This is a genomic window from Variovorax sp. Soil_C_39 (assembly GCF_057656815.1).
The window spans coordinates 1-24,104 of sequence record NZ_JBDGJQ010000019.1 but is presented as its reverse complement, the minus strand read 5'-3'; the positions used below and the strand labels follow the sequence as shown (position 1 = coordinate 24,104).

At 65.3% G+C, this 24,104-nt stretch carries 21 protein-coding genes; 5 read left to right on the top strand and 16 right to left on the bottom strand.

All coding sequences use genetic code 11. The features are described from left to right. Positions 1-248: 248 nt before the first annotated feature. Entirely contained in the window at positions 249-2,564 is a 2,316-nt protein-coding gene (locus AC3A6J_RS26890) for a TonB-dependent receptor (protein WP_487863066.1), read from the bottom strand. 178 nt (positions 2,565-2,742) lie between these two features. Here AC3A6J_RS26890 and AC3A6J_RS26885 point away from each other — a divergent pair, with 178 nt between their 5' ends. Both AC3A6J_RS26885 and AC3A6J_RS26880 read left to right on the top strand, forming a co-directional pair. Next, positions 2,743-3,228, top strand: a complete 486-nt coding sequence (locus tag AC3A6J_RS26885; protein ID WP_487863065.1) for a hemerythrin domain-containing protein — start codon at positions 2,743-2,745, stop codon at positions 3,226-3,228. A gap of 48 nt (positions 3,229-3,276) precedes the next feature. Next, complete coding sequence (locus AC3A6J_RS26880; RefSeq protein ID WP_487863064.1) at positions 3,277-3,522, top strand: GlsB/YeaQ/YmgE family stress response membrane protein; 246 nt, start codon at positions 3,277-3,279, stop codon at positions 3,520-3,522. A 369-nt stretch (positions 3,523-3,891) separates the two neighbouring features. Here the strand turns inward: AC3A6J_RS26880 and AC3A6J_RS26875 are convergent, their stop codons facing one another. From AC3A6J_RS26875 to AC3A6J_RS26865, 3 genes are read right to left on the bottom strand one after another with little or no spacing between them, the layout of a single operon-like run. Then, positions 3,892-4,347: an RrF2 family transcriptional regulator gene (locus AC3A6J_RS26875; protein WP_487863063.1), complete on the bottom strand. Its 456-nt coding sequence runs from the start codon at positions 4,345-4,347 to the stop codon at positions 3,892-3,894. A 13-nt stretch (positions 4,348-4,360) separates the two neighbouring features. After that, entirely contained in the window at positions 4,361-5,608 is a 1,248-nt protein-coding gene (locus AC3A6J_RS26870; protein WP_487863062.1) for an NnrS family protein, read from the bottom strand. Between the two features lie 5 nt (positions 5,609-5,613). Next, the gene (locus AC3A6J_RS26865) at positions 5,614-6,018 is read right to left on the bottom strand and encodes a group III truncated hemoglobin (protein WP_487863061.1); all 405 of its coding nucleotides are present in this window, start codon (positions 6,016-6,018) and stop codon (positions 5,614-5,616) included. Between the two features lie 121 nt (positions 6,019-6,139). On the opposite strand from AC3A6J_RS26865, the gene AC3A6J_RS26860 reads away from it, so the two are divergent. Both AC3A6J_RS26860 and copM read left to right on the top strand, forming a co-directional pair. Next, complete coding sequence (locus tag AC3A6J_RS26860) at positions 6,140-6,466, top strand: cupin domain-containing protein (protein ID WP_487863060.1); 327 nt, start codon at positions 6,140-6,142, stop codon at positions 6,464-6,466. Positions 6,467-6,485: 19 nt separating this feature from the next. Continuing rightward, positions 6,486-7,973 carry a CopM family metallochaperone gene (gene copM / locus AC3A6J_RS26855; protein WP_487863059.1) on the top strand — a complete coding sequence of 496 codons (1,488 nt, stop codon included), beginning with the start codon at positions 6,486-6,488 and terminating at the stop codon, positions 7,971-7,973. Between the two features lie 228 nt (positions 7,974-8,201). On the opposite strand, the gene AC3A6J_RS26850 is transcribed toward copM, so the two are convergent. From AC3A6J_RS26850 to AC3A6J_RS26835, 4 genes are all read right to left on the bottom strand, one after another. Next, entirely contained in the window at positions 8,202-9,401 is a 1,200-nt protein-coding gene (locus AC3A6J_RS26850; protein WP_487863058.1) for an aminotransferase-like domain-containing protein, read from the bottom strand. Next, the gene (locus tag AC3A6J_RS26845; protein WP_487863112.1) at positions 9,398-10,330 is read right to left on the bottom strand and encodes a Bug family tripartite tricarboxylate transporter substrate binding protein; all 933 of its coding nucleotides are present in this window, start codon (positions 10,328-10,330) and stop codon (positions 9,398-9,400) included. The genes AC3A6J_RS26850 and AC3A6J_RS26845 overlap by 4 nt, the downstream gene beginning before the upstream one ends. Before the next feature lie 117 nt (positions 10,331-10,447). After that, positions 10,448-11,851, bottom strand: coding sequence for an FAD-binding oxidoreductase (locus tag AC3A6J_RS26840; RefSeq protein ID WP_487863057.1), 1,404 nt, complete (start codon positions 11,849-11,851; stop codon positions 10,448-10,450). Next, complete coding sequence (locus tag AC3A6J_RS26835; protein WP_487863056.1) at positions 11,848-13,248, bottom strand: tryptophanase; 1,401 nt, start codon at positions 13,246-13,248, stop codon at positions 11,848-11,850. Before AC3A6J_RS26835 ends, AC3A6J_RS26840 begins: the two co-directional genes overlap by 4 nt. Positions 13,249-13,455: 207 nt before the next feature. On the opposite strand from AC3A6J_RS26835, the gene AC3A6J_RS26830 reads away from it, so the two are divergent. Further along, positions 13,456-13,923 carry an Lrp/AsnC family transcriptional regulator gene (locus tag AC3A6J_RS26830; RefSeq protein WP_487863055.1) on the top strand — a complete coding sequence of 156 codons (468 nt, stop codon included), beginning with the start codon at positions 13,456-13,458 and terminating at the stop codon, positions 13,921-13,923. 165 nt (positions 13,924-14,088) lie between these two features. Here the strand turns inward: AC3A6J_RS26830 and AC3A6J_RS26825 are convergent, their stop codons facing one another. From AC3A6J_RS26825 to AC3A6J_RS26790, 8 genes are all read right to left on the bottom strand, one after another. After that, positions 14,089-14,379, bottom strand: coding sequence for a hypothetical protein (locus AC3A6J_RS26825; protein ID WP_487863111.1), 291 nt, complete (start codon positions 14,377-14,379; stop codon positions 14,089-14,091). A 23-nt stretch (positions 14,380-14,402) separates the two neighbouring features. Then, positions 14,403-14,618: a hypothetical protein gene (locus AC3A6J_RS26820; RefSeq protein ID WP_487863054.1), complete on the bottom strand. Its 216-nt coding sequence runs from the start codon at positions 14,616-14,618 to the stop codon at positions 14,403-14,405. 132 nt (positions 14,619-14,750) lie between these two features. After that, entirely contained in the window at positions 14,751-15,068 is a 318-nt protein-coding gene (locus AC3A6J_RS26815) for a helix-turn-helix domain-containing protein (protein WP_487863053.1), read from the bottom strand. Between the two features lie 379 nt (positions 15,069-15,447). Further along, complete coding sequence (bamE, locus tag AC3A6J_RS26810) at positions 15,448-15,900, bottom strand: outer membrane protein assembly factor BamE domain-containing protein (RefSeq protein WP_487863052.1); 453 nt, start codon at positions 15,898-15,900, stop codon at positions 15,448-15,450. A 36-nt stretch (positions 15,901-15,936) separates the two neighbouring features. Then, positions 15,937-17,166, bottom strand: a complete 1,230-nt coding sequence (locus tag AC3A6J_RS26805; RefSeq protein ID WP_487863051.1) for a beta-barrel domain-containing protein — start codon at positions 17,164-17,166, stop codon at positions 15,937-15,939. Further along, complete coding sequence (locus tag AC3A6J_RS26800) at positions 17,163-19,355, bottom strand: type I secretion system permease/ATPase (RefSeq protein ID WP_487863110.1); 2,193 nt, start codon at positions 19,353-19,355, stop codon at positions 17,163-17,165. The genes AC3A6J_RS26805 and AC3A6J_RS26800 overlap by 4 nt, the downstream gene beginning before the upstream one ends. A gap of 92 nt (positions 19,356-19,447) precedes the next feature. Next, on the bottom strand, positions 19,448-20,920 hold the full coding sequence (locus AC3A6J_RS26795) for a TolC family outer membrane protein (RefSeq protein ID WP_487863050.1): 1,473 nt from the start codon (positions 20,918-20,920) through the stop codon (positions 19,448-19,450). A 98-nt stretch (positions 20,921-21,018) separates the two neighbouring features. Then, on the bottom strand, positions 21,019-24,104 hold a 3,086-nt coding region (locus AC3A6J_RS26790; RefSeq protein ID WP_487863049.1), incomplete at its 5' end, for a vWA domain-containing protein.

Genomic DNA, 24,104 nt, shown 5'->3' with positions numbered 1-24,104 from the left:
TCTTGGCGATCAGTCTTTGCTCTGGCTCAACCGCTTGTAGATCTCGCCGATGCCGACGCCGCGGGATCGAAGGAACCGCCGATCCATTCCTTGGGAATTCCGTGTGCAGGTCGCTGGGCTCGGCCGGCCAGTGGGGCCGGGAACTCTTCATCGCCCGGCGCACCTCCGACGATCAGGTGGGCACGCGTCCTCGCCGTCGACACAAGCGTACCCGCTTCACGTCGATTGAGGGAGTCCGAGGAGAATGGTCAGTAGTCCAGCCGGACTGTCAGTCCCAGAGTCCGCGGCGTTCCGACCGATGCCACGTAGGCACCGTTCGCGGTGGCGGCCACGGTCGGGAAGTACTTCTTGTCGAGCGCATTGCGCAACCAGAGCGACAGGCTCCAGGTTTCATTGCCCCGTGCGACCTTCCAGCCGGTGGCGAGGTTCAGCAGGCCATAGGCCGGGATTCGCGAGTGGACCGATCCGTCGAGCGTGCCGTCCTGTGCGGACCGCCACGCGTACGCCGCCGAAATGAAGTGCTGGGTGGTGGGGCTCACGGACCTGCGGTATTCGGCACCGACGTTGAATGTCCAGCGCGGAGCCCCCGCAACCTGCCGTCCGGTCAGGCTGCAGCGCCCCTGCGGCACGAACGCGCGTTCCGACGGACAGGGCGCGTCCTCGTAGCGTCGATAGCGTGCGTCGTTGAAGGCGGCGTTGGCCCACATGGTCAGCCCGCGCGCCGGTCGCGCGGTGGCGTCCAGTTCCAGTCCCCGGCTGCGGAGATCGCCCGCGTTCGTGAGGATCTCGACGTAGTTGCCCGCGCCCGCGCCGGCGGGCACGAACATCGACGTCTGGTAGCCGCGCACGCCCGCCAGGAAGGCATTCAGGTTGAGCGTCAGGCGGTCGTTCCACAGGCTGCTCTTGACGCCGACGTCCAGGCTGTCGACACGTTCGGGTCCGATGATCAGCGACGAGGGGCCGAGCGGGCCGGGAGCGGCACCTGGGCCCGCCAGATTGATCCCGCCCGACCGCTCGCCGTGCGAGAAACTCACGTAGCCGATCGCGTCGTCGTGCAGCCGGTAGCTCGCGCTCAGGAGCGCCGACGGGCTGGTTTTTCGGATGGTCAGCGGGCCGGTGTCGTAAGCCCCAAGCACTATCGGACGATTGCGCAGGAACGCGGTGGCAGCGGCACCACCGGTCGAATCGCCGCGATGGGTGCGCCCGTCCTTGCGCTCCTGCGTGATGCGCAGGCCGGCCGTGAGGTCGAGCCTGGACGTGGCGTGCCACGTGGCCTGGGAGAAGAGCGCGAAGCTCTCCGTGTCGAGCCCGCCGAAGCTCACGGTGCTCGCGTTGGCGAGCACCGGCAAGGACGTTCCCTGCAGAACGATATCCGCCCTGGGACCGAACACGGTGAAGATCTCGTTGCGCATGCGCTGGCGCATGTAGAACGCGCCCACCACATAGTCGACCGCACCGCCGGTGGGCCCGGCATAGCGCAGCTCCTGCGAGAACTGCTGCTGGCGCACGCGGGAGCCGCCGTCGATCAGCACGGGGATATTGAGATTGTCGTTGGTCGTCGGCACGAACTTCCATGAGCGGCCGGCGGTGATGGACGTGACGGTGGCGCCGGAGGCGAGCTTCCAGTTCGCTTCGGCCGACAGGCCGCCCTGGTCGACATCGACGCGCTCCACGCCGTCGGTGTTGACCGCATAGCGCCGCGGGTCGGCGACGATGCCGGTGGCGCCGCCCGCGCGGGCGCGGGCCAGCGCCGGTCCGCTGCCGAGCGAGTAGATGACGCGGGTTCCGTAGGTGGAGCGCTCCCGGTGCGCATCGGCGATCAGGCGCAGGCTGAAGGCGTCACCGCGGCGCAGCAGCCACTGGCCGCGAATGCCGGATCGAGTGCCCCCGTTGACGCGGCCGCCGTCGTGGATGTTCTCGATGGTGCCGCGTTCATGGGTGCCGTACACCAGCAGCCGGCCCGCCGTCTCTTCCGACAAGGCGCCCGAGAAAATGGCTTGCCCCTGCGCAAGGCCGCGCTGTCCGATCGAGAGTTGCAGGCTGCGCTCGGTCTCGCGGCTCGGGGGACGTGTGTGCAAGGCCAGCACGCCGGCGGTCGTGTTCTTGCCGAAAAGCGTGCCTTGCGGCCCGCGCAGCAGGTCCACGCGCTCGATGTCGAGCAGGTCGAATGTGGCCATGCCGGCGCGGCCCAGGTAGACGTTGTCGAGGTAGATGCCGGTGCTGCCCTCGAGGCCGTCGTTCGATGGGTTCTTGCCCACGCCGCGCACCGCGACGGCCGATTGCCGCGGATCGCCGAAGGTGATGCTGGTACTCGGCAACCATTGCTGCAGGTCTTCGAGGCGCCAGCTTTGCTGCGTCTCGAGGGCCTCGCCGTCGATCGAGGTCAGGGGGATCGGAACCTGCTGGGCGGCTTCCGAACGGCCCCTGGCATTCACGGTAACGGCGGGGAGCGTTTCGCCATCGCCCGAAGGTGCCGGCTGCGCATGGGCCGCCGCGACCAGCCCGAAGGCGAGAGCGCTGGCGGCCAGGAAACGGGATAGGAGATCGCATGGGCAGATTGACATGCGCGTACTCTAATAGACGCTCGCGCCCGGACGCGAGGTCTCGCTGGGGCCAGCCATGCGTGAACTCACGCAAGGGTACCCCGGTCCGAAATCTGTCCCGGTGGTGTGGTTGCGTCCTACGGTATCGCGAACCTCTTCGTTGCACGCTTGCGTTCCCACCATGAAGGAGCAGCAAAAGATGCCCACCACCCGCACCGCACCCGACGCCTGCACCCTGCTGGATGCAGACCATCGCAAGGTCAAGGCCATGTTCAAGGAGTACGAAACGCTGACTAAGTCGCGCGCCGCCAGCGCTTCGAAGAAGAAGCGCGACCTTGCTAACCAGATCTGCCTCGAGCTGACCGTCCACGCTCAGATTGAAGAAGAAATCTTCTATCCAGCGCTGCGGGAGGCCATCAAGGACACGGACCTTCTGGACGAGGCCGAGGTCGAACATGCAAGCGCCAAGGACCTGATCGCGCAGATCCAGGAAGCCGCGGACGTGGACGACATGTTCGACGCGAAGGTCACCGTGCTTGGCGAATACATCGACCACCATGTAAAGGAAGAGCGCAACGAGATCTTCGTGAAGGCGCGTGCGACGCGCAAGCTGGACCTGGTCGCGATGCGCGAAGGGCTGACTGCGCGAAAGGAAGAGCTCATGGGCGAACTGACCACGGCCTGAGCGTCCCTCCACAACCACATAGCGGCATCACGTTCAAAAGGAAAAGAGATGGGAATAGTCTGGACCGTCCTCATCGGTTTCGTGGTCGGGCTCGTCGCTCGTGCGGTGCTGCCTGGCAAACAGGCGATGGGCTTCATCCTGACGACCGTACTGGGGATCGTTGGCGCCCTCGTGGCGACATACCTGGGTCAAGCGATGGGGTGGTACGCCGCCGGTGCGGGAGCAGGATTCCTCGCTTCGGTCGTGGGCGCCATCGTGCTTCTGGTGATCTACGGGATGGTGGTGAAGCGCTGACAGCCCTGGCTGGAAGCGCAGGCAACGCCGCCTGACCATGGCGGTGGCGAAAGGACCGCACACGCTGAGCGCCCCTGCAACCTTGCGCATCGCCGGCGGCCAGAGCGGCTGGCAAGCGGCTCTGGCCAGCGCTGCGCGGTGCTGCCGCGCCAGCCCGATGCAGGCTGCGCAACGCGGCATCAGGACCGGGGCATCACGGCGGTGGCTTGGTTGACGATCACGCGCTCCAACGTCGCATGGCCTCTTGCGGCAGGTGCTTTCGCACGCCTTCGAGCATCACCACATCGAAGAGCACCGTGCTGACGAAGGCGACGGCGACGGCGGCCAGCAGGTCAGATCATCAGGACGCCATCGCCCGGGGGAAATTCCTCATGCCAGCCGCCTGCGCTCCAGCTTCATGCGCTGACCCGTTTTCAGTGGCAGGCCGCTGCCGGGCAACAGGTCGGCCAACGAGAAGCCGTCGAGGTGGGCCATGAACTCCTGCAGAGCGCCGCCGAACACCTTCGTCAGGCGACACTGTCCCGTCACGACGCACTGGTTGCCGGTCGAGAAGCACTCGACCAAGGCGAAGTCCGGCTCGATGCCGCGCACCACGGCGCCCAGGTTGATGTCGCGCGGCGCATGGGCCAGGCGCATACCGCCGCCCTTGCCGCGCACGGTCTCGATCCAGCCTTGCTGGCCGAGCTGGTGAGTGACCTTCATGAGGTGGGCTTCCGAGATGTCGTAGGCCTGTGCCACCTCCGAGATGGTGCACAGACGCTCGGGCTGCTGCGCCACATACATCAGCAGGCGCAGCGCGTAGTCGGTCATCGTGGTCAAACGCATGGGATGGCTCCGGTCATTGCGGCGGGCGCGGTCGCACCGCAAACTGTTGCGGCTTGAGAACCGGCGCGGCCGGCGCGTCGATGCGCGGGCGAATCAGCATGGGGAAGAACCGCCACAGGTACAGCGCGAAGGCCAGCACCCAGGCGCCAGCCGAGGCGTGCAGCGCACCCGACGCCAGCCCGGTCGGCAGCAGCGCCAGCAGGCGCAGCGCCGCGGCGACGATCACCAGTCCATAGCAGCACTCGATGAGGCGATCCGAGCGCAGCGGCCGCCCCAGGTGTCCCAGCGCCGTGCGTGTCACCATGCCGATGATCAGAACGGAGAACCCGGCCACGCCGATCACGTGCACCGGCCAGGCGCTGCGCACCATGCCGCCTGCAGCGTGCGCAGCGGCCGCCAGCAGCCCCGCGCCTGTCGCGGCGTACCCGACATACAGGATCCACAACAGCGGCACGCGCCGTACGGCGAACGGATTCCAGGCCCCTACCTGCACCAGCGCAATCACACCGGCAGCGCTCAGGAACAGGGCCGAGGCATCCGCCCAGCCCATCAGTCCGCAGCCGATGGCCAAGCCGCCGGCCGCCAGTTGCCAATGGCCGCTGCGCGTGTGCATCGGAATGCTCAGACCCGGCACCGCACGCATCGCGAAAAAAGGGATGACCCGCCTTGCCACCAGCAACGCGATCATCGCCATGCACAGCAGACCGGTGTGGAAGTGCTGCATGAGCCGTCCATGGTCGCCTTGCCAGCTCGCGAGCAGGAAGAAGGCATCCGCCCCGCCCAGCGCGAACACCAGCAGCGGCACGCCATAGTTGCGCCGGTTGCGCGCGCCGTAGATGGCGCGGCCCAGGGCCACGGCCGACACGGCGAAGAACAGGACCTCGCAGACAACCGCCAGTGCGAACCCCGTGTCGCCCGGCACGAGGAAGCCCACCCGCGCCAGAACCCACAGCAGGCTCAATGCGCCCAGCGACCTGCCCTTGAGCGGATTGGTGCCCGTCCAGTTGCTGCCCGCGGTCAGCAGGAAGCCCACCGCGATGGTGGCGATGAAGCCCCAGAGCATCTCGTGCGCATGCCAGACCACACCGGCCAGTTTCCCGCGAAGCAGCCCGGGCGCGAACACCCACAGCGCCACCGACGCGGCGGCCCAGAAGCAGCCGGCCAGGTACAGCGGCCGAAATCCCAGCGCCAGGAACGCCGCCCACTGCGGCGGAGGCGGCTTCGCCCTTGCCGGCCCCTTGATCTTCAACAGCTCGGCCATGCCACTCAGCCCTGGGTCAGTGCCACGGGCAGGGCGTCAGGATCGCGGCTGATCTGGTAGCCCAACCACAGGCTTTGCGCGATGCGCTCGGCCATCGCGCAGGCCTGCCGGGCCATCGCCTGGTTGGGTTGCGCGACCGCGTTCTCGCGGAACAGCTTCAACCAGCGCTCGAACAGCTCTGCCGAGAGGCCGGGCAACACCGCATGCTTGGGCATGGGCGCGCCCGAGAACCGGCCCGTGCGCCGGAGAATGGCCGACCAGAAATCCACCAGCCTGGCCAGGTGGCGGTTCCAGTCGCCGATGTGTGCGTCGAAGATCGGGCCCAGCACCTCGTCCTCGCGGACATGCGAGTAGAACGTGTGCACCAGGGCCGTGACTTCGGCTTCGGTGCAGAGATTGCTCCCGGGCATTCCGTCCTCTGTCGTTCGTGGAGTTGGGTTAGTCATAAGATATATAAAGAATATACCTTATGATGGCGCCAAGAGGCGTCCTCGTCACCGGCTTCCTGACCTACATCAAACGCAAAGCGCCATGGCCCTCAAACATGCCCAGCCCCTGGAGGTCATCGATCTGCACGCCACCGACCAAGCGCACGGCGCGGCAGTCAGCAGCAGTCTTCTCAAGATGCCTCATCTCCAGTTGATACGGGTGGTGCTGGCTGCAGGACAGGCGCTGCCGGAGCACCACGTACCCGGCGAGATCACGGTCCAATGCCTGTCCGGCGAGGCGGATGTCGCGACGCCATCGCGGACCTGCCGACTGGTCCCGGGCAGCTTGGTGATGCTGCCCGCCGCAGAACCCCACCGCGTTCAGGCCCATCGGGACACGGTGCTGCTGGTGACGGTCCTGCGCCCCTGACATCAGAAAGAAAGTCGCTATGAAGAAGAATGCACTCGACGCGCTTGACGGCACCGTGGGCAGACCGCGCCAGAGGCTGCTGCGCCTTGCAGCCTTCGGGGGCGCCGGCGCGGCCTTGACCGCCCACGCGCATGTGAAATGGTTTGCGCCTTACATCGTGGGCGCGCCACCGCAGCCGTTGAGCGCGACGCTCGCCAACCAGTGGTTCTGGATCGGCATCGCACTGGTGCTGATGTTCTTCTTGGCCACCCGGGCCCTCGAGAAGATGACCGTCGGACAAAGCATCCTCGCCGGTATGGACAAGGTGATGAATCCGCTGTGGATGCGCCTGGACGATTTCGTGCGGGTGGTCATCGCGGCCTTCTTCGTCGCGATCTTCGCGGTGGGCGGGGTGTATCTGACGCCAGACCTGAAGACACCGAACGAATGGGTGTCGTGGATGCAGCTGCTGATCGCCGCCTGCGTCTTCTCGCGTCGAACGATGCCGCTGGCGGCCGCCGGCATCATCCTGTTGTGGGTGCTGGCGCTCACCGAGTACGACCTGTTCCACCTGCTGGACTACCTGGCACTCGGCGTTTCGGTCGCGGGCTACCTTGTACTCGAATCGTCGAGCAACCCGGAATGGCGCAAGTACCGGTTCGAAGTGCTGCGCTGGGGCGTGGCCATCGCCCTGATGTGGTCGAGTCTCGAGAAGTTCGCCTATCCGGGCTGGTTCTACCCGCTTGTCGAAGAAAAGCCGTTCCTGACCTTCGGCATGCCGCGCGACGTGTTCATCCCGATGGCAGGCGTGGCGGAGTTCACGATGGGCTTCGGCCTGCTCTGGACTGCACTGGTGCGGCGGTTGTCGGCGATCACGCTGTTCTTGATCTTCAACGCGGCCGTCTACCCGTTCGGGCGCATCGACTTGGTGGGACACGCCCTCATCATGGCGATCATCGTGGCCATTGCCGCAGACCCGACGCCCCAGGTGCGCTTCGCCATCCGGCGCTCGGTCTGGACCATTCCGGTAGCGCTCAGCGCAGCGTTGGTGATTTTCACGAGCGGCTACTGGGGTTTGCATCTGGCGTTGTACGGTCCGAACGGTGAAGCAAACACAGCCACCGCTGAGATGGCGACCCACACCTACAGCGCAGAACACCCGCATGGGCCACAGGCCATCGGCAAAGAGACCGCGCCACCCGCCCCCGCTGGCGCCCACGGACTCCGGCATGCAACGCCATCTGCAAGCGCATCAGGCGGTTCAGCGCGCGACGCCTATGCAGCCAGCATGGCCAGAATGCACGGCCCGATGCAGGAGGGCATCCAGCATCCCGATCCCGACGTCGCGTTCGTGCTCGGCATGATCCCGCATCACCAGGGTGCCATCGACATGGCCCAGATCCAGTTGCAGTACGGAAAGGACCCCGTCAACCGCAAGCTGGCGCAGGAGATCATCGCCGCGCAGCGGCATGAGATCCAGGAGATGAAGGCTTGGCTGGCGGCACGTGGCATCAAACCACCGAACTGAGCGAAAGTGCAAGGCTCCAGCCATGAGTGAGCTCAACAGATGCGCGCGCTGAGCAGCGCCGAGTGACCGGGGCATTCAGAACAACGCGTGCGGCGCACCTGCATGGCGAAGCCTCCCGTCGCGCTTTCGCCAAGGACCTCCGCTCTTGTTCAAAGACTGTGTCGTCTGATGAACGATGCGCACAGTCGTGCCTGAACTCTAAGGTTAGCCAGCAACAAGACGACGCCGTCACTCGCACTCCGACATTGCGCAGGCAAGGCGCCTCACGCCCTCTTCGATCTTCGCCACGTCGGCCGTCGCAAAGCTCAGCCGCAGCGTCGCCACGTCGGGCTTCTCGGCAAAGAACGGCGCGCCGGGCACGAAGGCCACCAGCTTCTCGATCGCGCGCTTGGCCAGTTCGTTCGCGTCGGCCAGCTTGCCGTTGGCGCCGGTAAGGCGGGCCCAGAAGAACAGGCCGCCGCTCGGCTGCGTGAAGCTCACCGCTTCGCCGAGCTCGCGTTTCAGCGCCTGGCCCATGGCCTGCGCGCGCTGGCCGTACACCTCGCGCACATGGGCCAGCGTGGCCGGCATGCGGCCGCTCTTCAGGTACTGCGCGGCCGTGGCCTGGGCAAAGGTGCTGGTGTGGGCGTCGCTGAACTGCTTGCACATCGTCGCCTTGGCCAGCAGTTCGGCCGGCGCGATCATCCAGCCCACGCGCAGGCCCGGGCTCAGCACCTTGCTGAGGCTGCCGCAGTGCGCCACCAGTTCGCGGCTGCCGGGCACGTCCTTGGCGAGCGCCATGATCGACGGCGGCGGCGCTTCGCCGAAGTAGAGGTCGCCATACGGATCGTCTTCGACCATCAGCGTCTGGTACTTCACGGCCAGTTCGAGCACCTTCTTGCGGCGTTCGAGGCTCAACGTCGCGCCGCTCGGATTGCCGAAGGTCGGGATCAGGTAGACGAACTTCGGCTTGTGCTCGGCGATGAGTTTCTCGAGCGCATCGGTGTCCACGCCGTTGGCGTCGATCGGTGCGCTGACGAGCTGCGCGCCATAGAGGCGAAAGCACTGGATGGTGGCCAGGAAAGTCGGCCCCTCTACGATCACCTTGTCGCCCGGCGAGATCATGGTCTTGCCGAGCAGGTCGAGCGCCTGCTGACTGCCGGTGGTGACGATCAGGCCGCTCGGATCGACCTCGACACCCTTGGTGCCCATGAACGCGGACAGCTGCGTGCGCAGCGGTTCGTAGCCTTCGGTGGCGCCGTACTGCAGCGCGCCGCCGGGCTCCTCGGCCAGCGCCTTCTGGCTCGCCTCCTTCAGCCCCTCCACGTCGAACATCGCGCTGTCGGGAAAGCCCCCCGCAAAGCTGATCATCCCAGGAGTCCCCAGCAGCTTGAAGAGCTCCCGGATGGCGGAGGTCTCGATGCCGTCCAGTCGCGTGGCAAACCTCATTGCGGTTGATACCCGCTTGCCTTGATGGTCTGCGCCCATTGCGTCGTGTACACGCGGACACGGTCGGTGAACTGCCGTTGGTTCATGAATTCAACCAAGAATCCCATTGCAGTGATTCGATCGTGCACGGCGGGAGTGCCGATCACCTTGGCCAAGGCAGCACCGAAGCGGTCGATCGCGGCCTGTGGCGTTCCGCGTGGAGCGAAGAAGCCGTAGTAGGGTAGGTCCTCGAGACCGGCCATGCCGAGTTCGCTGAAAGTCTGCGCATCTGGGAAAGAAGGCTGGCGCTCTCGCCCGATGAGGGCAATGACGCGGAGCTTCCCGGCTTTGTGGTATTCGATGAAGTCGGCCATCGAACCGATGCCGGCAGGGATCTGATTGCTCAGCATATCGAGGATCATGGGGCCGCTGCCACGGTAGGGAACGGCTTGCAGATCGAGTCGGTACTTGGTGCCAATGTCCTTGACAAGAAACTCGGGGATGGAGGCCGGTGCCGGTACTCCGATCGCATTCGCTGTCCCGTTCTGCCGCTTGACCCGCGAAACGTACTCGGCGATGGTGCGCACGGGACTCGCCGCCGGCACGGCCAAGCCGTTGACGCTGTTGGCGAAACCGGCGACAGGCACGAAGTCCTTCAGCGGGTCGAAGCCCGGATTCTTCATGACCTGCGGAATGACGGAGATCGTGTGATCGTTGGAAAGAAAGAATGTCTTGCCGTCGGCGGGTGCGCTCTTGAGGATCTGCGCGGCGATCTGCCCCCCCGCGCCCGCGCGGTTGTCGACGACGACCTGCCTGCCCAGCTCTTCTCCAAGTCTCTCGGCAAGCACGCGCGCAATGGCGTCCGTGCCGCCGCCCGGCGGAAAGCCGACCAGGAGACGAAGGGCGTCGCCTCCCAATTGGGCACTGGCGGCACCCGCTGCCAACCACATGGACGAAATGAAGGCCGTACGCAGAACCTTCAAGGCGATACGCGAGATGCTGAACCTGATCATGAGTGCGCTCCAATCGAGAAATGGGTACGAGGTCGTTGCAGCTTCGATGAAGCGCTACGGCAGGAAGATCTTTCCCGGGTTGAGGATGTCGCCCGGATCGAGCGCATGCTTGATCCGACGCATCACGGACAGGGCGCCTTCGCCGGCTTCTGCCAACAGGAAACCGCGCTTGTGCAGCCCGATCCCATGCTCGCCGCTGCAAGTGCCTCCGAATGACAACGCCCGCTCCACCAAGCGCGTGTTCAGGGCCTCGGCCTGCGTCAGTTCCTGAGGTTCGAGAGGGTCGACCAGATAGGCAAAATGAAAATTTCCGTCGCCCACATGACCAACCAACGCGAAAGGAAGGCCGCTTGCCACTGCGTCGTCGATGGAGGCGAGCATGCAATCGGCCAGCTGCGAGATCGGCACGCAGGCATCCGTCGCAATGGCTCTGCAGCCCGGTCTCGACTGAAGTGCCGCAAAGAACGCTTGGTGCCGCGCGGTCCAGAGCCTCGTGCGCCCCTCGGGCGTTGTTTCCCATCCGAACGCAGACCCCCCATGACCCAACGCGATCTCCTCGACGATGGCGGTCTGCTCGCGCACGGATTGTGGCGAGCCATGAAACTCCATCAGCAGCAGAGGCGCTTCGCGCAGAGCCAGGTGCGAATGCTTGTTCACCATGCCGACCGTGCGCGCATCGAGGAGTTCGACCCGCGCGATCGGCAGTCCGTGCTGGATGATGTCGATGGTCGTGCGGATCGCCGTGCCGATGTCTGGGAACGAGCAGGTGGCGCAAGCGATGGCTTCGGGAAGCGGGCTCAATCTGACCGTCAGTTCGGTGATGACGCCTAGCGTGCCTTCGCTTCCGATGTAGAGGTGCGTCAGGTCGTAGCCGGCAGACGACTTCCTTGCACGCGTTCCAGTGCGAATGACGTCGCCCTGGGATGTCACTACCTCGAGCGCCAGGACGTTCTCGCGCATCGTGCCGTATCGGACTGCGTTCGTGCCGCTGGCCCGGGTGGCGGCCATTCCGCCCAGCGTCGCCTCGCCACCTGGGTCGACAGGGAAGAACAAGCCGAGGGCGCGGACGGCATCGTTGAGCTGCTTGCGTGTGACGCCGGGCTGAACCACCGCCAACATGTCGTCGGCCGCAACGTGAACGATCTGGTCCATGCGGCTTACGTCGAGGCTGATGCCGCCGTCGACGGCAAGCAGCTGGCCTTCCAGCGAAGTCCCGCCGCCAAACGCAATCACGGGCATGTCGTATCGGCTTGCCAGAGCCAGCGTGCTGGCGACCTCCGCGCTGCTCATGGCGAACACCACGACCTGCGGCGGGGGCACGTCGAACGCAGACTCGTCGCGCCCGTGCTGTTCACGCACGGCAAGCGCGAGCGAGCAGCGCATGCCGAAGCGGGTCTGAAGCTCGTCGATGGCCGCTTCGGGCAGCACACGTGCGGTGCGCGTGGGAGGGGATGTCATCCGGTGCTCCCGGGCATCCAGCGAAACCGGGCCGTGAAGTTCCGTAGGAGCTCGGGTTCGTGGGTGAAATCGAGTCCACGGATGGCGTCCGCGCGCTTGGCGACCGCAACAAGTGCGTCTGCGACATAGTCCATGTGGTCGTTCGTGTAGACCCGCCGCGGAATCGTCAGCCGCATCGACTCGAGGGGCGCTTTCTCCTGCACGCCGGTCAGCGGGTCGCGGCCCAGGAGCAACGAACCGATCTCGACGGCCCGCACGCCGGACTCGATGTAGAGCTCGCATGCCAGCGCATGTGCGGGAAACTGCTCCGGGGGGATGTGGGGCAGCAAGGCTGCGGCATCGACGAACACGGCATGGCCTCCGGTCGGGTGCTGGATCGGGATGCCCTCGGCACGAAGACGTTCGCCCAGGTAGGCGACCTGGCCGACCCGGTAGTGCAGGTAATCCGGATCCATCGCCTCTTCCAGCCCGACGGCCAGCGCCTCCAGGTCGCGGCCTGCCAGGCCGCCGTAGGTGATGAACCCCTCGCGTACCACGCACCGCTCCTGCACCGCGCGGAACAGGTCCTCGTCGTCACGGAATGCGCAAAAACCCCCGATGTTGACCAGTCCGTCCTTCTTGGACGACATGACGGCGATGTCCGCGCAGGACATCATCTCGCGCACGATCTCCGGAATGCTGTGCTGTGCGTATTCCGGTTCGCGCTCATGAATGAACCACGCGTTCTCCGCGAAACGGGTCGCGTCTATGACCATCGGAATGCCGCCCTGGCGCGCAATCTGTGAGGCGGACCGCAGGTTGGCCAACGCGACGGGCTGGCCGCCGGTGGTGTTGCAGGTCACGGTCGCCACGATGGCCGCGACGTTGGATGCACCCAGGGTTTCGACGAGCCGGGCAAGCTCGCCCAGATCGAAGTTGCCCTTCCAGTCGTGGTATTCCCCGGTGTCGAGGGCTTCCTTGTTGAGCGCGTTGAGGGCGCGTGCGCCGGCCAGTTCAATGTGCACCTTGGTGGTGTCGAAGTGGAAGTTCGACAGGAACACCGGTCGTTCGGAACCCCGCCGCTTGACGAGCTCGGGATAGAGTATCTGCTCGGCGCCACGTCCCTGGTGAGCAGGGACGAGATAGGGGTAGCCGAACACCTTCTGGATGGTTTCGGCAAGCCGGTAGTAGCTGCGGCTGCCGGCATATGCCTCGTCGGCAGCCATCATGGCGCTCCACTGTCGGTCGCTCATGGCGCCGCTGCCGCTGTCGGTGAGGAGGTCGATGTAGACGTCGTCGCTGCGCAGAAGGAACGGGTTGAGGCCTGCTTCGAGCAGCGCCTTCTCTCGGTGCTCTCGCGTCGTCATCGTGATTCTCTCGACGGTCTTGATGCGGAACGGCTCGGGTATGCGTTTCATGAAAGTTCCATGCTGTTGGATCGACCAGGCTCGGCAGGAGGCCGGCAAAATGACAGATTGCGTCGAATGGAGTACGACGTTCTGTCGTCGAAGGACAGAGGAATTATTGGGCTCCAGGCGCGGAATGAGCTTTCATTTACCGCATCACAGCAGCAAAATAAGATCATGAGTTGCATGAATCCAGAGAATCGAGCAATATAATTTCATATGCTCAAGCTCGACAGCACCGACGTGCGCATCCTTCGCCTTCTGCAAGAGAACGGCCGGATGTCGAACCTCGAAATGGCAGAGGCCATCGGTCTTTCACCGGCACAGTGCAGCCGGCGCCACCACCGTCTGGACGAGGGAGGTGTGATTGCCCGGTACGAGGCGCGCCTTCGACCCGCCGCGCTGGGTCTGCAGGTGACGGCATTCGTCCACATCGGGATGGAGCGGGGCCATATGCGAGATCTCAAGCTCTTCCGCCAGACCCTTGCCCAGATGCCCGAGGTGCTGGAGTGCCACTCGGTCACAGGGGACTTCGACTATGTCCTCAAGGTGATTGCCCGCGACCTCGAGGGACTCAACGTCATCTTGACGGAGCGTCTGGTGGCGTTGCCCGGCGTCAACTTCGTCAAGTCACTCGTCTGCCTGGAAGAGATAAAGCCGCGATCGGGGCTCCCTCTGCCACAGTAGAGCGCTGAAGGCGAACGCACCGCTCGCCGGCGTGGGTCGATCCGCACCCACAACGCACTTCGGTGAAGGTGTGGTCCGAGGCGGCGCAGATTTCGGAGTTGTCAAGACTGCACGTCGTGACAGCCGTTTGTCCAGCCGATGATGTTCCGGCGAATCTCTTGGCTGCTATTGAACGCGAGGCCCAGTGAGAGCCTCTGCCCACGTGTCGTTGTTGCAGCGCGAGCATCGGGCCTCTTGGCCCGCTTCGATCGACCGTGGCAAGCCGCAACGAGTGCAGCAGTAGAGCCCGCCTGCTTTGATCCGCCGCGAAACTTCACGATGCGAGGGCGGCAACACCGACAGCCCTGCACGCACATCGGCACGTTCGAAAAAATAGAGGCTCACGTCTCCGTCCGTCTCGAGTATCGCCAGGCGGATCTGCCCCAGATGCTCGACGCCGCGTTGGCGAAGCTCCATGAATAGTTCAGATGAAGACATGTTCAGGCCATCGAGGGATCCAGTCTGTAGAGTCCATCTTCGATAACGGTGATGGGCCTTCCGTCCATCCACCCCTCAATCCGTTTGCTGCGGGTCATCGCAAACGTTGTTATGCGGTACAGCCCCAGGAGCGTCAGGAACACCACGGCGACCGGAATAACAGGTACATCGTCATAAAACGACACGTCGCCTGCTGCAGAACCCAAAGTGAGGATCACGACCAGCTCGAACAGCGAGAGCTGTCTGATCCCTCGCCGTCCACTGAACTTCAGAAATAGAAAGACGGCGGTATACGCAAAGAAGGTGCGCAGGGCGACTTCTGGGGGTCAGTTCAAATCCGGGGCGATTCACTAAGCCCAAGTCAGCGGTTGTACCGTCAGCCTGTAACCACTCCCGCGCGTCCGAAGCAACGTGAATTCATTTTCGCCGCCGAGGCTCAAGCGCGAACGGATTTGTGACACGCACGCAAAAAGCGCACGCGAGCGGTTTGCGGCTCGCGAACGTGCCCAGTGCAGCTCCAAAAGAGTCTCGTGGGAGACGGTCCTTTCGAGATTGCAGAAGATCGTGAGGGCGACGTCGAACTGGCGCGGATGAAGGTGAATACTCTGGCCCTTCGCGAAAACGAGATTGCTGCCGTCCAGAGAAAAGTCGTAGTGCCCCCAGGACACCACCGGTCTCGGGTCGGGCTCTAGCGTTCCGGCGCCAGAGCGCCTTGCCGCAGAGTGTTGCCCACAGACATCCGGAAGACGCAGGAGCCTCGCGCTCGCGAGCGTACGAGCGTGTCGAATGGGTATCTCCACGATGTCCCTATGTGAGCAGCAATACGGCCGTCTTCTCGCGCGACGTCGAGCAAGATGCGGAGGATCAGGCGCTCGAAGCACTTGAGGCGCTTCAGCGTCACGACCAGACCTCAGGCGTTGGCCTATCCCAAGGACGCGCGCCTTGTCAAAGCCTAAGCGCCCGGAGTGGGAGATCCCGGACGTTCTCTGTCAAGAGGCATGCAGGCAACCCTGCAGTGCCCGCATCAAGCGCGATGAACGCCGGGGTTCAATTGGCGGGTGCCTTGGACACCAGGTCCAGGCACTGCTGACGGCGCCAGACGGTCTCCCGGACTGCCTTCTTTCCCTCGTCGAACACGACTTTGTATTGGCACACGAGGTAGTTGCTGGATTGCGGCAGCCGGAACTTGAAGTTGTAGTCCCATTCCGGACCGCGCGGCCCCTGCGCGTCGCGCAGCGGTTGTCCGAGCAGGCTTTGAACTTGAGCCGCTGCCACACCGGCTGTGATCCGTCGGAATGCCGCCGGCTGTGTCACCACGCCGTCGCGCAGGAAGGGCTCGCGGAAGTCAGGGCGGCGCGCATCCACATCCCGATATTCGAGCTTGTTCGGATTGCTGACCGGATCGACGGGATTCTCCCGTGCAAGGGCAGAAGACGCGCCAGCGGCCAGCGCGAGGCTCAGCACGAGGCGGGACACGTGATTGGTTCGGAAAGACTTCATGGGAAGGGTCCTCATTGGAAGGGGGTTGCAGATGAATCAACGCTCCCGCAGCGCTTCTCGCGCGCGGTTCAGCGGTTTGGTCAGGTAATCCCAGACGGTTTTCTGGCCGGTCTGGATGTCGGCCGTGGCGACCATCCCTGGCACGATCGGGAAGCGCTTGCCGCTCTTGCTGACCAGCGCGTCCGAGTCGGTCCGCACCAGCACAGGGTAGTAGACGACCTCCGGCTTGACCTCGTCGCGCAGGGTGTCCGGCGCGATGTTCACGACCTTGCCGTCCAGGCCGCCGTAGATCGAGTAGTCGTAGGCAGTGATCTTCACCAGCGCGCCCTGGTCGGGATGAATGAAGGCGATGTCGCGCGGCGAGATGCGCACCTCGACCAGCAGTTGGTCGTCCAGCGGTACCAGCGTCATCAACGAACCGTTGGGCGGCACCACGCCGCCGATCGTGGTGACGTCCAGGCTCTTGACGATTCCGCGCACGGGCGACTGCAGTGTCAGGCGATCCAGCATGTCGGCCCGCCCTCGGACCACGGAGGACAGCGACTTGACCTCGGCATCCGCCTTGGCCAGCTCCTCGCGGCTGCGCACCATGTAGCTGGAACGCGCTTCGGCAATCTTGAGCTCGAGTTCGGCGCCCTGGCGCTGCAGGCGGATCAACTCGACATTGCTGGCCGCGCCACTCGCGACCAGGGAGCGGGTGATCTCCAGCTCTCGGCGCACCAGACCGAGCGCTTGGCTCAGGCCGCCCACGGTCTCCGCGAGGCCTGAACGGCGCGAGCGGAACAGGGCCGCTTCCGAGGAGGTCAACTGCGGCCAATCCTGAAGTTCAGCCGAAAACTTGATCTCGCCCTGTCCGTTGACTTCCGCGCGCAGGCGCGCACTGCTGGCGAGCGCCGCGCGGTAACGCGCCGCGGACTCTTCGACGTTCGACTCGCCGCGGGTGGGATCGAGCTGGGCCAGCACTTCGCCCTTCTCGACGATCTGCCCTTCGCGCACGCGCAGTTCGGTCAGGATCCCGCCTTCGAGGGACTGGATGCGCTGCTCGCGCGAGCTGGGAATCACCTTGCCCGTGCCACTGGATACCTCGTCGATCTGGAAGTACCAGGCCCAGGCGAAGAACGCCGCCAGGAGCAGCGCTACCAGCCACACGACCCGCCCGGACTTGCTGGCGCGGACTTCATCGTAGTCGTCCAGATTCGGAAGGCCCGCGGCGCGCGGCGCATGATCCACGGCGCCCTGAGGCCTGATCGTCAGACCTGCACTCATGATGCATCGCTCCCTGGTTGTTCGTCCTGCTTTCGCGGTGGCTGGCTTTGCACCTGCACACGATGGATGACCCGCGGCGACTCCGGCCTGGCCGCGGCGGTCGCTGAACTCGCGGGGGCGCCTTTGCGCAGTTGCGCAAGCACCTCGTCGCGCCCGCCGTCCATCACGATGACGCCGCGGTCCACCACGATGACCCGGTCGACAGCGTCCAGTACTGCGGGACGGTGGGTTGCCACGACGAGTGTCCGGCCGGGGGCAAGCGTACGCAAGGTCTTGAGCACATCTCGCTCCGACACTTCGTCCAGCATGGCGGTCGGCTCGTCGAGAAGCAGCACGCGAGGCTCTCTCAGAATCAGGCGCGCGAGAAGCAGGCTCTGCCGCTGCCCGCCGGACAGGCCGAGCCCGCCCTCTTGCACCGGATGGTCCATGCCCGCGGAGAGCTGACGCACGAAGGTCCATGCGCCCACGGCCTGCAACGCATCGATCAGCTCGGCGTCGGTGGCATGCGGTGCGCCCAGCGTGAGATTCTCCCGCAGCGTGCCATGGAAAAGCCGCGCGTTCTGCGTCAGCAGGGCCACGTCGCGGCGCACGTCGGCAGGGTCGATGTGCGACAGGGCCACGCGGTCCAGCAGGACCATGCCGGCCTTGGGCTCGAGCAGACCCGACAGCGCCTGCAGCAGCGTGGACTTGCCCGCGCCGTTGCGCCCCAGTATGGCGATGCGCTCGCCTGCGCGGATGTTCAGCGCCTTGACACTGAGCGCCTGCGTACGACCATCATGGGTGAACGCAGCCTCGCGGAATTCGTAATCTCCCTGCAGGGCCGGGCGATGGATGCGCGTGCTGTCGGGCGCATGGTCCACCGGCAAGTGCATCAACTGATCCAGGCCCTGGCTCGCGACACGCGCCTGCTGCCACCGGTTGAGCACCTGGGTCACGCCCGCCAGCGGTGCGAGCATGCGGCTCACCAGGATGGAGGCGGCCACCAGCACGCCTGTGCTCATCTCGCCGGCAATCACCATCGGGGCGCCGAAGAAGATCACCACGGCGAAGGCGCCTCCCTGCACCGTTTGCAGCCAGTTGTTCAGGCCATTGAGCAGTGCGCGCAGCTTCAAGCCCGATTCCGCATTGATGGCGTTGTAGTGGTTCCATTGGTTCTGGAAGCGGGGTTCCGCCTGGAGCACCTTGATGTCCTCGATGCCCTGCACCGCCTCGACCAGCATCGCATTGCGCAGCGACGCCTCGCGCATGCTGGCCTGTGCGAGCTCGCGCAACCTGCGCTGGGCCAGCAGGCTCGGCAGCAGCAACAGCACGAACGCCGCCAGCGGCACCAGCACCAGCGGGCCGGCGATGAACCAGAACACGACACTGAACAGCAGGAAGAATGGCAGGTCCGCCGCTGCAGTGATCGTGGTGGAAGTCAGCATTTCGCGCACCGGCTCCAGCTCCCTGACCTGCGAGACGAAGGTACCGGTCGCACGCGGGCGAGCGGTGTTCCTGACCCGCAGCGCGTGGCCGAATACGCGGTCCGAGATGCGCAGGTCGGCGCGCTTTCCAAGCACATCGGTGATGCGCATGCGCGCACCGCGCATCATCGATGCGAAGAGCAAAGACAGCAGAACACCACCGAACAACACCCAGAGCGTTGGCTCGGACTGTGCCGGCACGACGCGGTCGTAGACCTGCATGGAGAACAGAACGCCACCCAGGGCCATCAGGTTCGTGACGAACGACGCAATCAGAATGTGTGCGAAGGGCCGCAGGTCGGCGAGCACGATGCGGCGCAGCCAGTGGCGCTCGACCGGCTTGATATAGCCGTCCACGCGCGAATCCGGTGCGGACTGGATCGGGCGAAGCACGGCGAGCGACTGCACATGGGGCTGGAGCTCCTCGACCGTGCGCGTGCTTTCTGCGCCCTGGTCTCCGCAAAAGGCCAGACGCAGCCCGTCGGCCGTGATGGCCGTGACCACCGCCACCTGGTCACCGTCGAGCTGAACGACCACCGGGAGGCGCCAGGGACTGAGTGCATCGAGGCGAGGCTCCACGTGGCGCAGCGTGAGCCCGGCCTGCTGCGCCATCTGACGCACGCTCTCCTCCAGCGTCAAGCTGCTGTTCCAGTCGGTGGCGACGCGGATGCGTTCGGGCGATGCGTCCAGCTGGTAGTGCGCGGCCACGGCCAGCACGGCGTCCATCCAGCCATGCGCGAGGCCGGAGAGACCGCGCGGGGTCGCGGCCTGCGAGGCCTCGACTTCCTCGTTGTTCCCGGTTTGCGAGACGGTGGCGTTCATCGCATGCTCCCAGCGGCGCTGGCGCGCAGATCGTCGATGCCGAATATCGCGCGCAACTGACCGGTCTGGTAGAGGCACTGCACCGCGAGACGCTGCAGCTCGTGCGCGCTTTCGGCCTGCTCGAAACGCACCGCGTGGTACTCCTGCTCGGCGTTGAGCAAGTCCAGGAGCGAGCGCGTGCCCAGCTGCAGGTACTGCTGCTTGTACAGGTCGCGCGTGGAACGGATGCTGTCGACCCGCGCGGCCAGCACCGGCAGGCGCTGGACCTGGCCTTGCGACTGAGCAAGCGCATCCTCCAGCGCCTGGCGCGCAGCCAGCTCTGCCTGGGCTCGCGCTGCATCTGCCGCGCTCAGCGCGTAAGCGGCGGCGCGCTTGCGCGACTGGTTGCCTCCGCCCTCGTAGAGCGGCGCCGAAAAATTCAAGCCGACGGTGGTGTTCAGGCCGTTTTCGCCGGGCAGGCGCGAACGGGCATCCAGGCCGCGGCCGACCGAGCCGTCGAGCGACAGCGTGGGCAACAGCTGCGCCTCGGCAGCGCGAAGGTCCGCCTTGGCGATCTCGCGCTGCGCGTCGGCCAGCTGCACAGCGGGCGGATTGACCGGTTGCGTACCCATGCCCGCCCGACAGGCGCCGTCGAGCGCAGCCGGAGGGGTATCGGTGATGTCGACAGGCGAGCGAGAGCCCGTGAGGTGCATCAGATTGACGCGCCAGCGGGCGAGCTGCGCATCGGCAGTCAGCTGCTGAGCACGCGCGGCCTCCACCCGAGACTGGGCCTGGACCACCTCCGAGCGCGAACTCGCGCCCTGGCGGGCGCGCTCGAACACCAGATCGGTCAGCGCCTGAACCCCACGGATTTGGTCGCGTGCGATCTCGCCCAACTCCTTCTGGCGGTGAATCTCGATCCACGAGAACGCCGTCTCGCGCGCTACGTCGTCCGCGGACAGCTGGGAATGTGCCTTCGTGGCGGCGACCGATGCCTCCGCCTGGTCCACCGCGCTCGCGACCTTCCCGAAGTCGTAGAGCACTTGCGATACGGAAAGGTCGATTGTGTTCAGGCGCCGGCTCTCATAGGAGCCGATGTTGCGATTGCTGAGCTGCGAATTGATGCCACCCCGTACTTGGGGGTAGTAGCCTGCGCGCGCCGTCTCGATGCCTTCGGTCGCCTGGAGGATCTGCTGCGCGGTCGTCCGAACACTGGGGTGCCATTCGACGGCAGCACGCATGGCCTGGGGCAGGCTCAACCGGGCGGACTGCACCGCGCCGCCCGACACCGGCGGGTGGCCGGGTGAGGTTGGCGTGGCCTGGGTCTGCGCCTGTACCACGCCTGCGAGCGCCAGCAGGCAAACCACGACCGCTGCAGGAGCAGTCGCATGCTTGCGCGGAGCGCCGGTAATAGAAAGAAGCATGGAATAAGAATGGAAAAAGGAATCGGGACGATTGCCTTGCGCGATGGCGAACAGACCGGCAAGCACGCAAGGCTCCCACCTGTCGAGCGGGTGCCCTGACAGGTGGAATCCGCCACCAGCGGCTAGCGCCGCCGTGGAGGAACGCCGCGCTTCTTCATGCGCCGTTAGGCGTACATCGCTGCAGCATGGTGCAGTTCGTCGTCCAGCGCGCTGGCAACCGGTGGAACGAACGTCTGCGAGTCAGCGCTGCTCAATACAGCGTCCGTGGCCGCGTGTGCGTCCGTGGTCGTGTACAGCGGCGGGAAGGCAGCGTTGAGCAAGCCCTCGAAGGACGATCCGGAACTGTCGGGGGAACTCAGCAGGTCCGTCTTCCAATCGGCGTCGTCCCTCTGGCCCGCGTTGTCCGGCGCTTCGAGGGCGTCCACCGTCTGCAGCCCCAGGGAGTCCGTGGCCGCGAAACTGAAGGCGGAGACTGGCGGACTGCCGAACGTGATGTTCAGCGTCTGGGTTGCCGTGTTGCTCACGTCGCCATCTCGGTCCGTGACCTCGTAGGTGATGGTTTCGGAGTAGTTGGCCGGAATCGCCTGATAGTTGAACTCGCCCGTCTCGAGCTCCACCAACAACGTCCCGCCTGCTTCTGTGGTCAGCGTCAATGTCTTCGCCGTCGCATCGAAAACGTAGTCTGGTGCAGTGCCGTCCGCCGTCACGGTGAGGACGCCGGTTGCAGTGTCGTAGTCATAGACATCGCCATCGACCGTCATGGTCGAGACATAGCCGCCGTCGCCTCCGAACCCTTGACCCTCTCCCAGCCCGCCCGTCAGCAAGTTGCCCACCGCCGGCGGGCTGATCGTGCCTTGGAGCACATCGTCGAGCTCGCTGGTGTTGCTGATGATCAGACCATCCTTGTCGGTTCCATCCGGTTCCGTGCTGCCGTCGTAGGCAATCGGGTCGACCTGCGCCGCATGTCCAGCGTTGAGGCTGTTGCCGATGCCGATCGCATACGAATTGATGTCCCGATCCGCCAGGAACGCGCTCCACGCATCTTCTCGCGTCGGCGTGATTTCCGCGCCGGCGTTGGGTTCGCCATCCGTGAAGAAGTACGACACGTTCTGGACGTCGGGTCCGACCAGCTTGCCCGCGGAATCGAAGCCGTTGGCCCCCATGGCTGCCTGCAGAGCGGACCAGTAGTTGGTCGTTCCATTGGAGGACAGCGCATTGATCGTCGAGATCGCCGTTCCCGCGTCCATCCAATTGGCGTAGGCCTGGCCGCTGGTGCTGAAGGTCACCAGCTTGACCATCACGTCGCCATAACTGTCATAGCCCTCGATCAGGTTCTGGATGGCCTCCTTGGCACGCTGGAGCCGAGTGGGCGTCTCGTTGGCCATGCTGCCCGACAGATCCAGCACCACCATCAGGTTCGTCTGCAGCTCCTCGACGTTCACGGAAATCTGGCCGTCGCCGAGCACCGGCGCGTCATCCTGCACGCCGACGTTGAAGCTCGCCGGCGCGCTGTTGTTCACGCCATCGCCGACGGTGGCCGTGAAGTCGAGCGACAGCGCATCCTCTCCGCTCGCCGGGTGGTCCATCGGACCCGTCAACGTCGCGGTATACGTGGCAGCAAAATTGCCAGGAGTCGTCTGGCTCACAGAGCCCACCTGCACCGTCATGATCGAGGTCACGACCCCGCCGATCACGGCGCTTCCCGTCAGGGTGCTGGAGGCGGCATCCCAGTTCCACGTCACAGGCTGCCCTTGCGCAGTGATGCCGGCGGGGCCGCCGAGCGACACGACAAGATCGGCAGGTGCGGTGCCCGCGTCGTCGACGATGGAGAGAGTGCCCTGGGTCACGGCGGAGTGGTCCGTGCCTGCGTAGATGCCGCCGGGCAGGGCATCCTCGTAGACCGGGCCTGCAGAAGTAGCGCTCAATGCCGGCGCTTCGTTGACGTCCTGCTCCGAGAGCGTGACGGTGATGTCCCTCGTGCCGCCGGCGCCATCGCTGGCCTGCACGGTCAACGCGTGGACGTTGGGGCCTGCCTCGTAGTTGTTGGCCTGCGCACTCACGCCCGCCGCAGTCAGGGTGATGCGACCATCGGCGTCGATGGCATACCACCCGTTTTCGTTGCCCGCCGTGATGGCGTAGGTCGCCGAAGGGCTGTCCACGTCCGTCGTCCTGACGACACCCAGAACGTCTGCTTCCGTGCTGTTTTCGTTGTACGAGAACGAATAACTGCCCGTCGGGTTGTTGTCGTCGCCGATGAACACAGGCGCATCGTTGACTGGGCTGATCGTCACGTCCACCGTGCTGGTGGCCGTGCCGCCATTGCCGTCGCTAACAACGACGGTGAAGCTGTCGCTGCCGCTGAAGTTCGCACCGGGCGTGTACGTGTAGGTTCCGTTCGGATTGACGATCACGGTGCCGTTGGCCGGCGGCGTGCCCGCCACGTAGCTCAGGCTGTCGCCGTCGAGATCGACCCCGGTCACCTGGCCGTTGACGGGCGTGTCCTCGGGCGTGGTCAGCGTGTAGTTCGGAACGGTGGGCGCATCGTTGGTCGGGCTGACCGTCACTTCCACCGTGCTGGTCACCGTGCCGCCGTTGCCGTCGCTAACGACGACGGTGAAGCTGTCGCTGCCGTTGAAGTTCGCACCCGGTGTGTACGTGTAGGTTCCGTCCGGATTGACAACGACGGTGCCGTTGGCGGGCGGCGCGCCCGCCACGTAGCTCAGGCTGTCGCCGTCCAGGTCGACGCCAGTCACCTGTCCGTTGACGGGCGTGTCCTCGGGCGTGGTCAGCGTGTAGTTCGGAACGGTGGGCACATCGTTGGTCGGGCTGACCGTCACGTCCACCGTGCTGGTGGCCGTGCCGCCGTTGCCGTCGCTAACGACGACGGTGAAGCTGTCGCTGCCGTTGAAGTTCGCACCCGGTGTGTACGTGTAGGTTCCGTCCGGATTGACAACGACGGTGCCGTTGGCGGGCGGCGCGCCCGCCACGTAGCTCAGGCTGTCGCCGTCCACGTCGACGCCTGTCACCTGGCCCGCGACGGGCGTGTCCTCGGGCGTGGTCAGCGTGTAGTTCGGAACGGTGGGCGCGTCGTTGGTCGGGCTGATCGTCACGTCCACCGTGCTGGTCACCGTGCCGCCGTTGCCGTCATCGACGACAACGGTGAAGGTGTCCGTGCCGTTGAAGTTCGCACCCGGTGTGTACGTGTAGGTTCCGTCCGGATTGACAACGACGGTGCCGTTGGCGGGCGGCG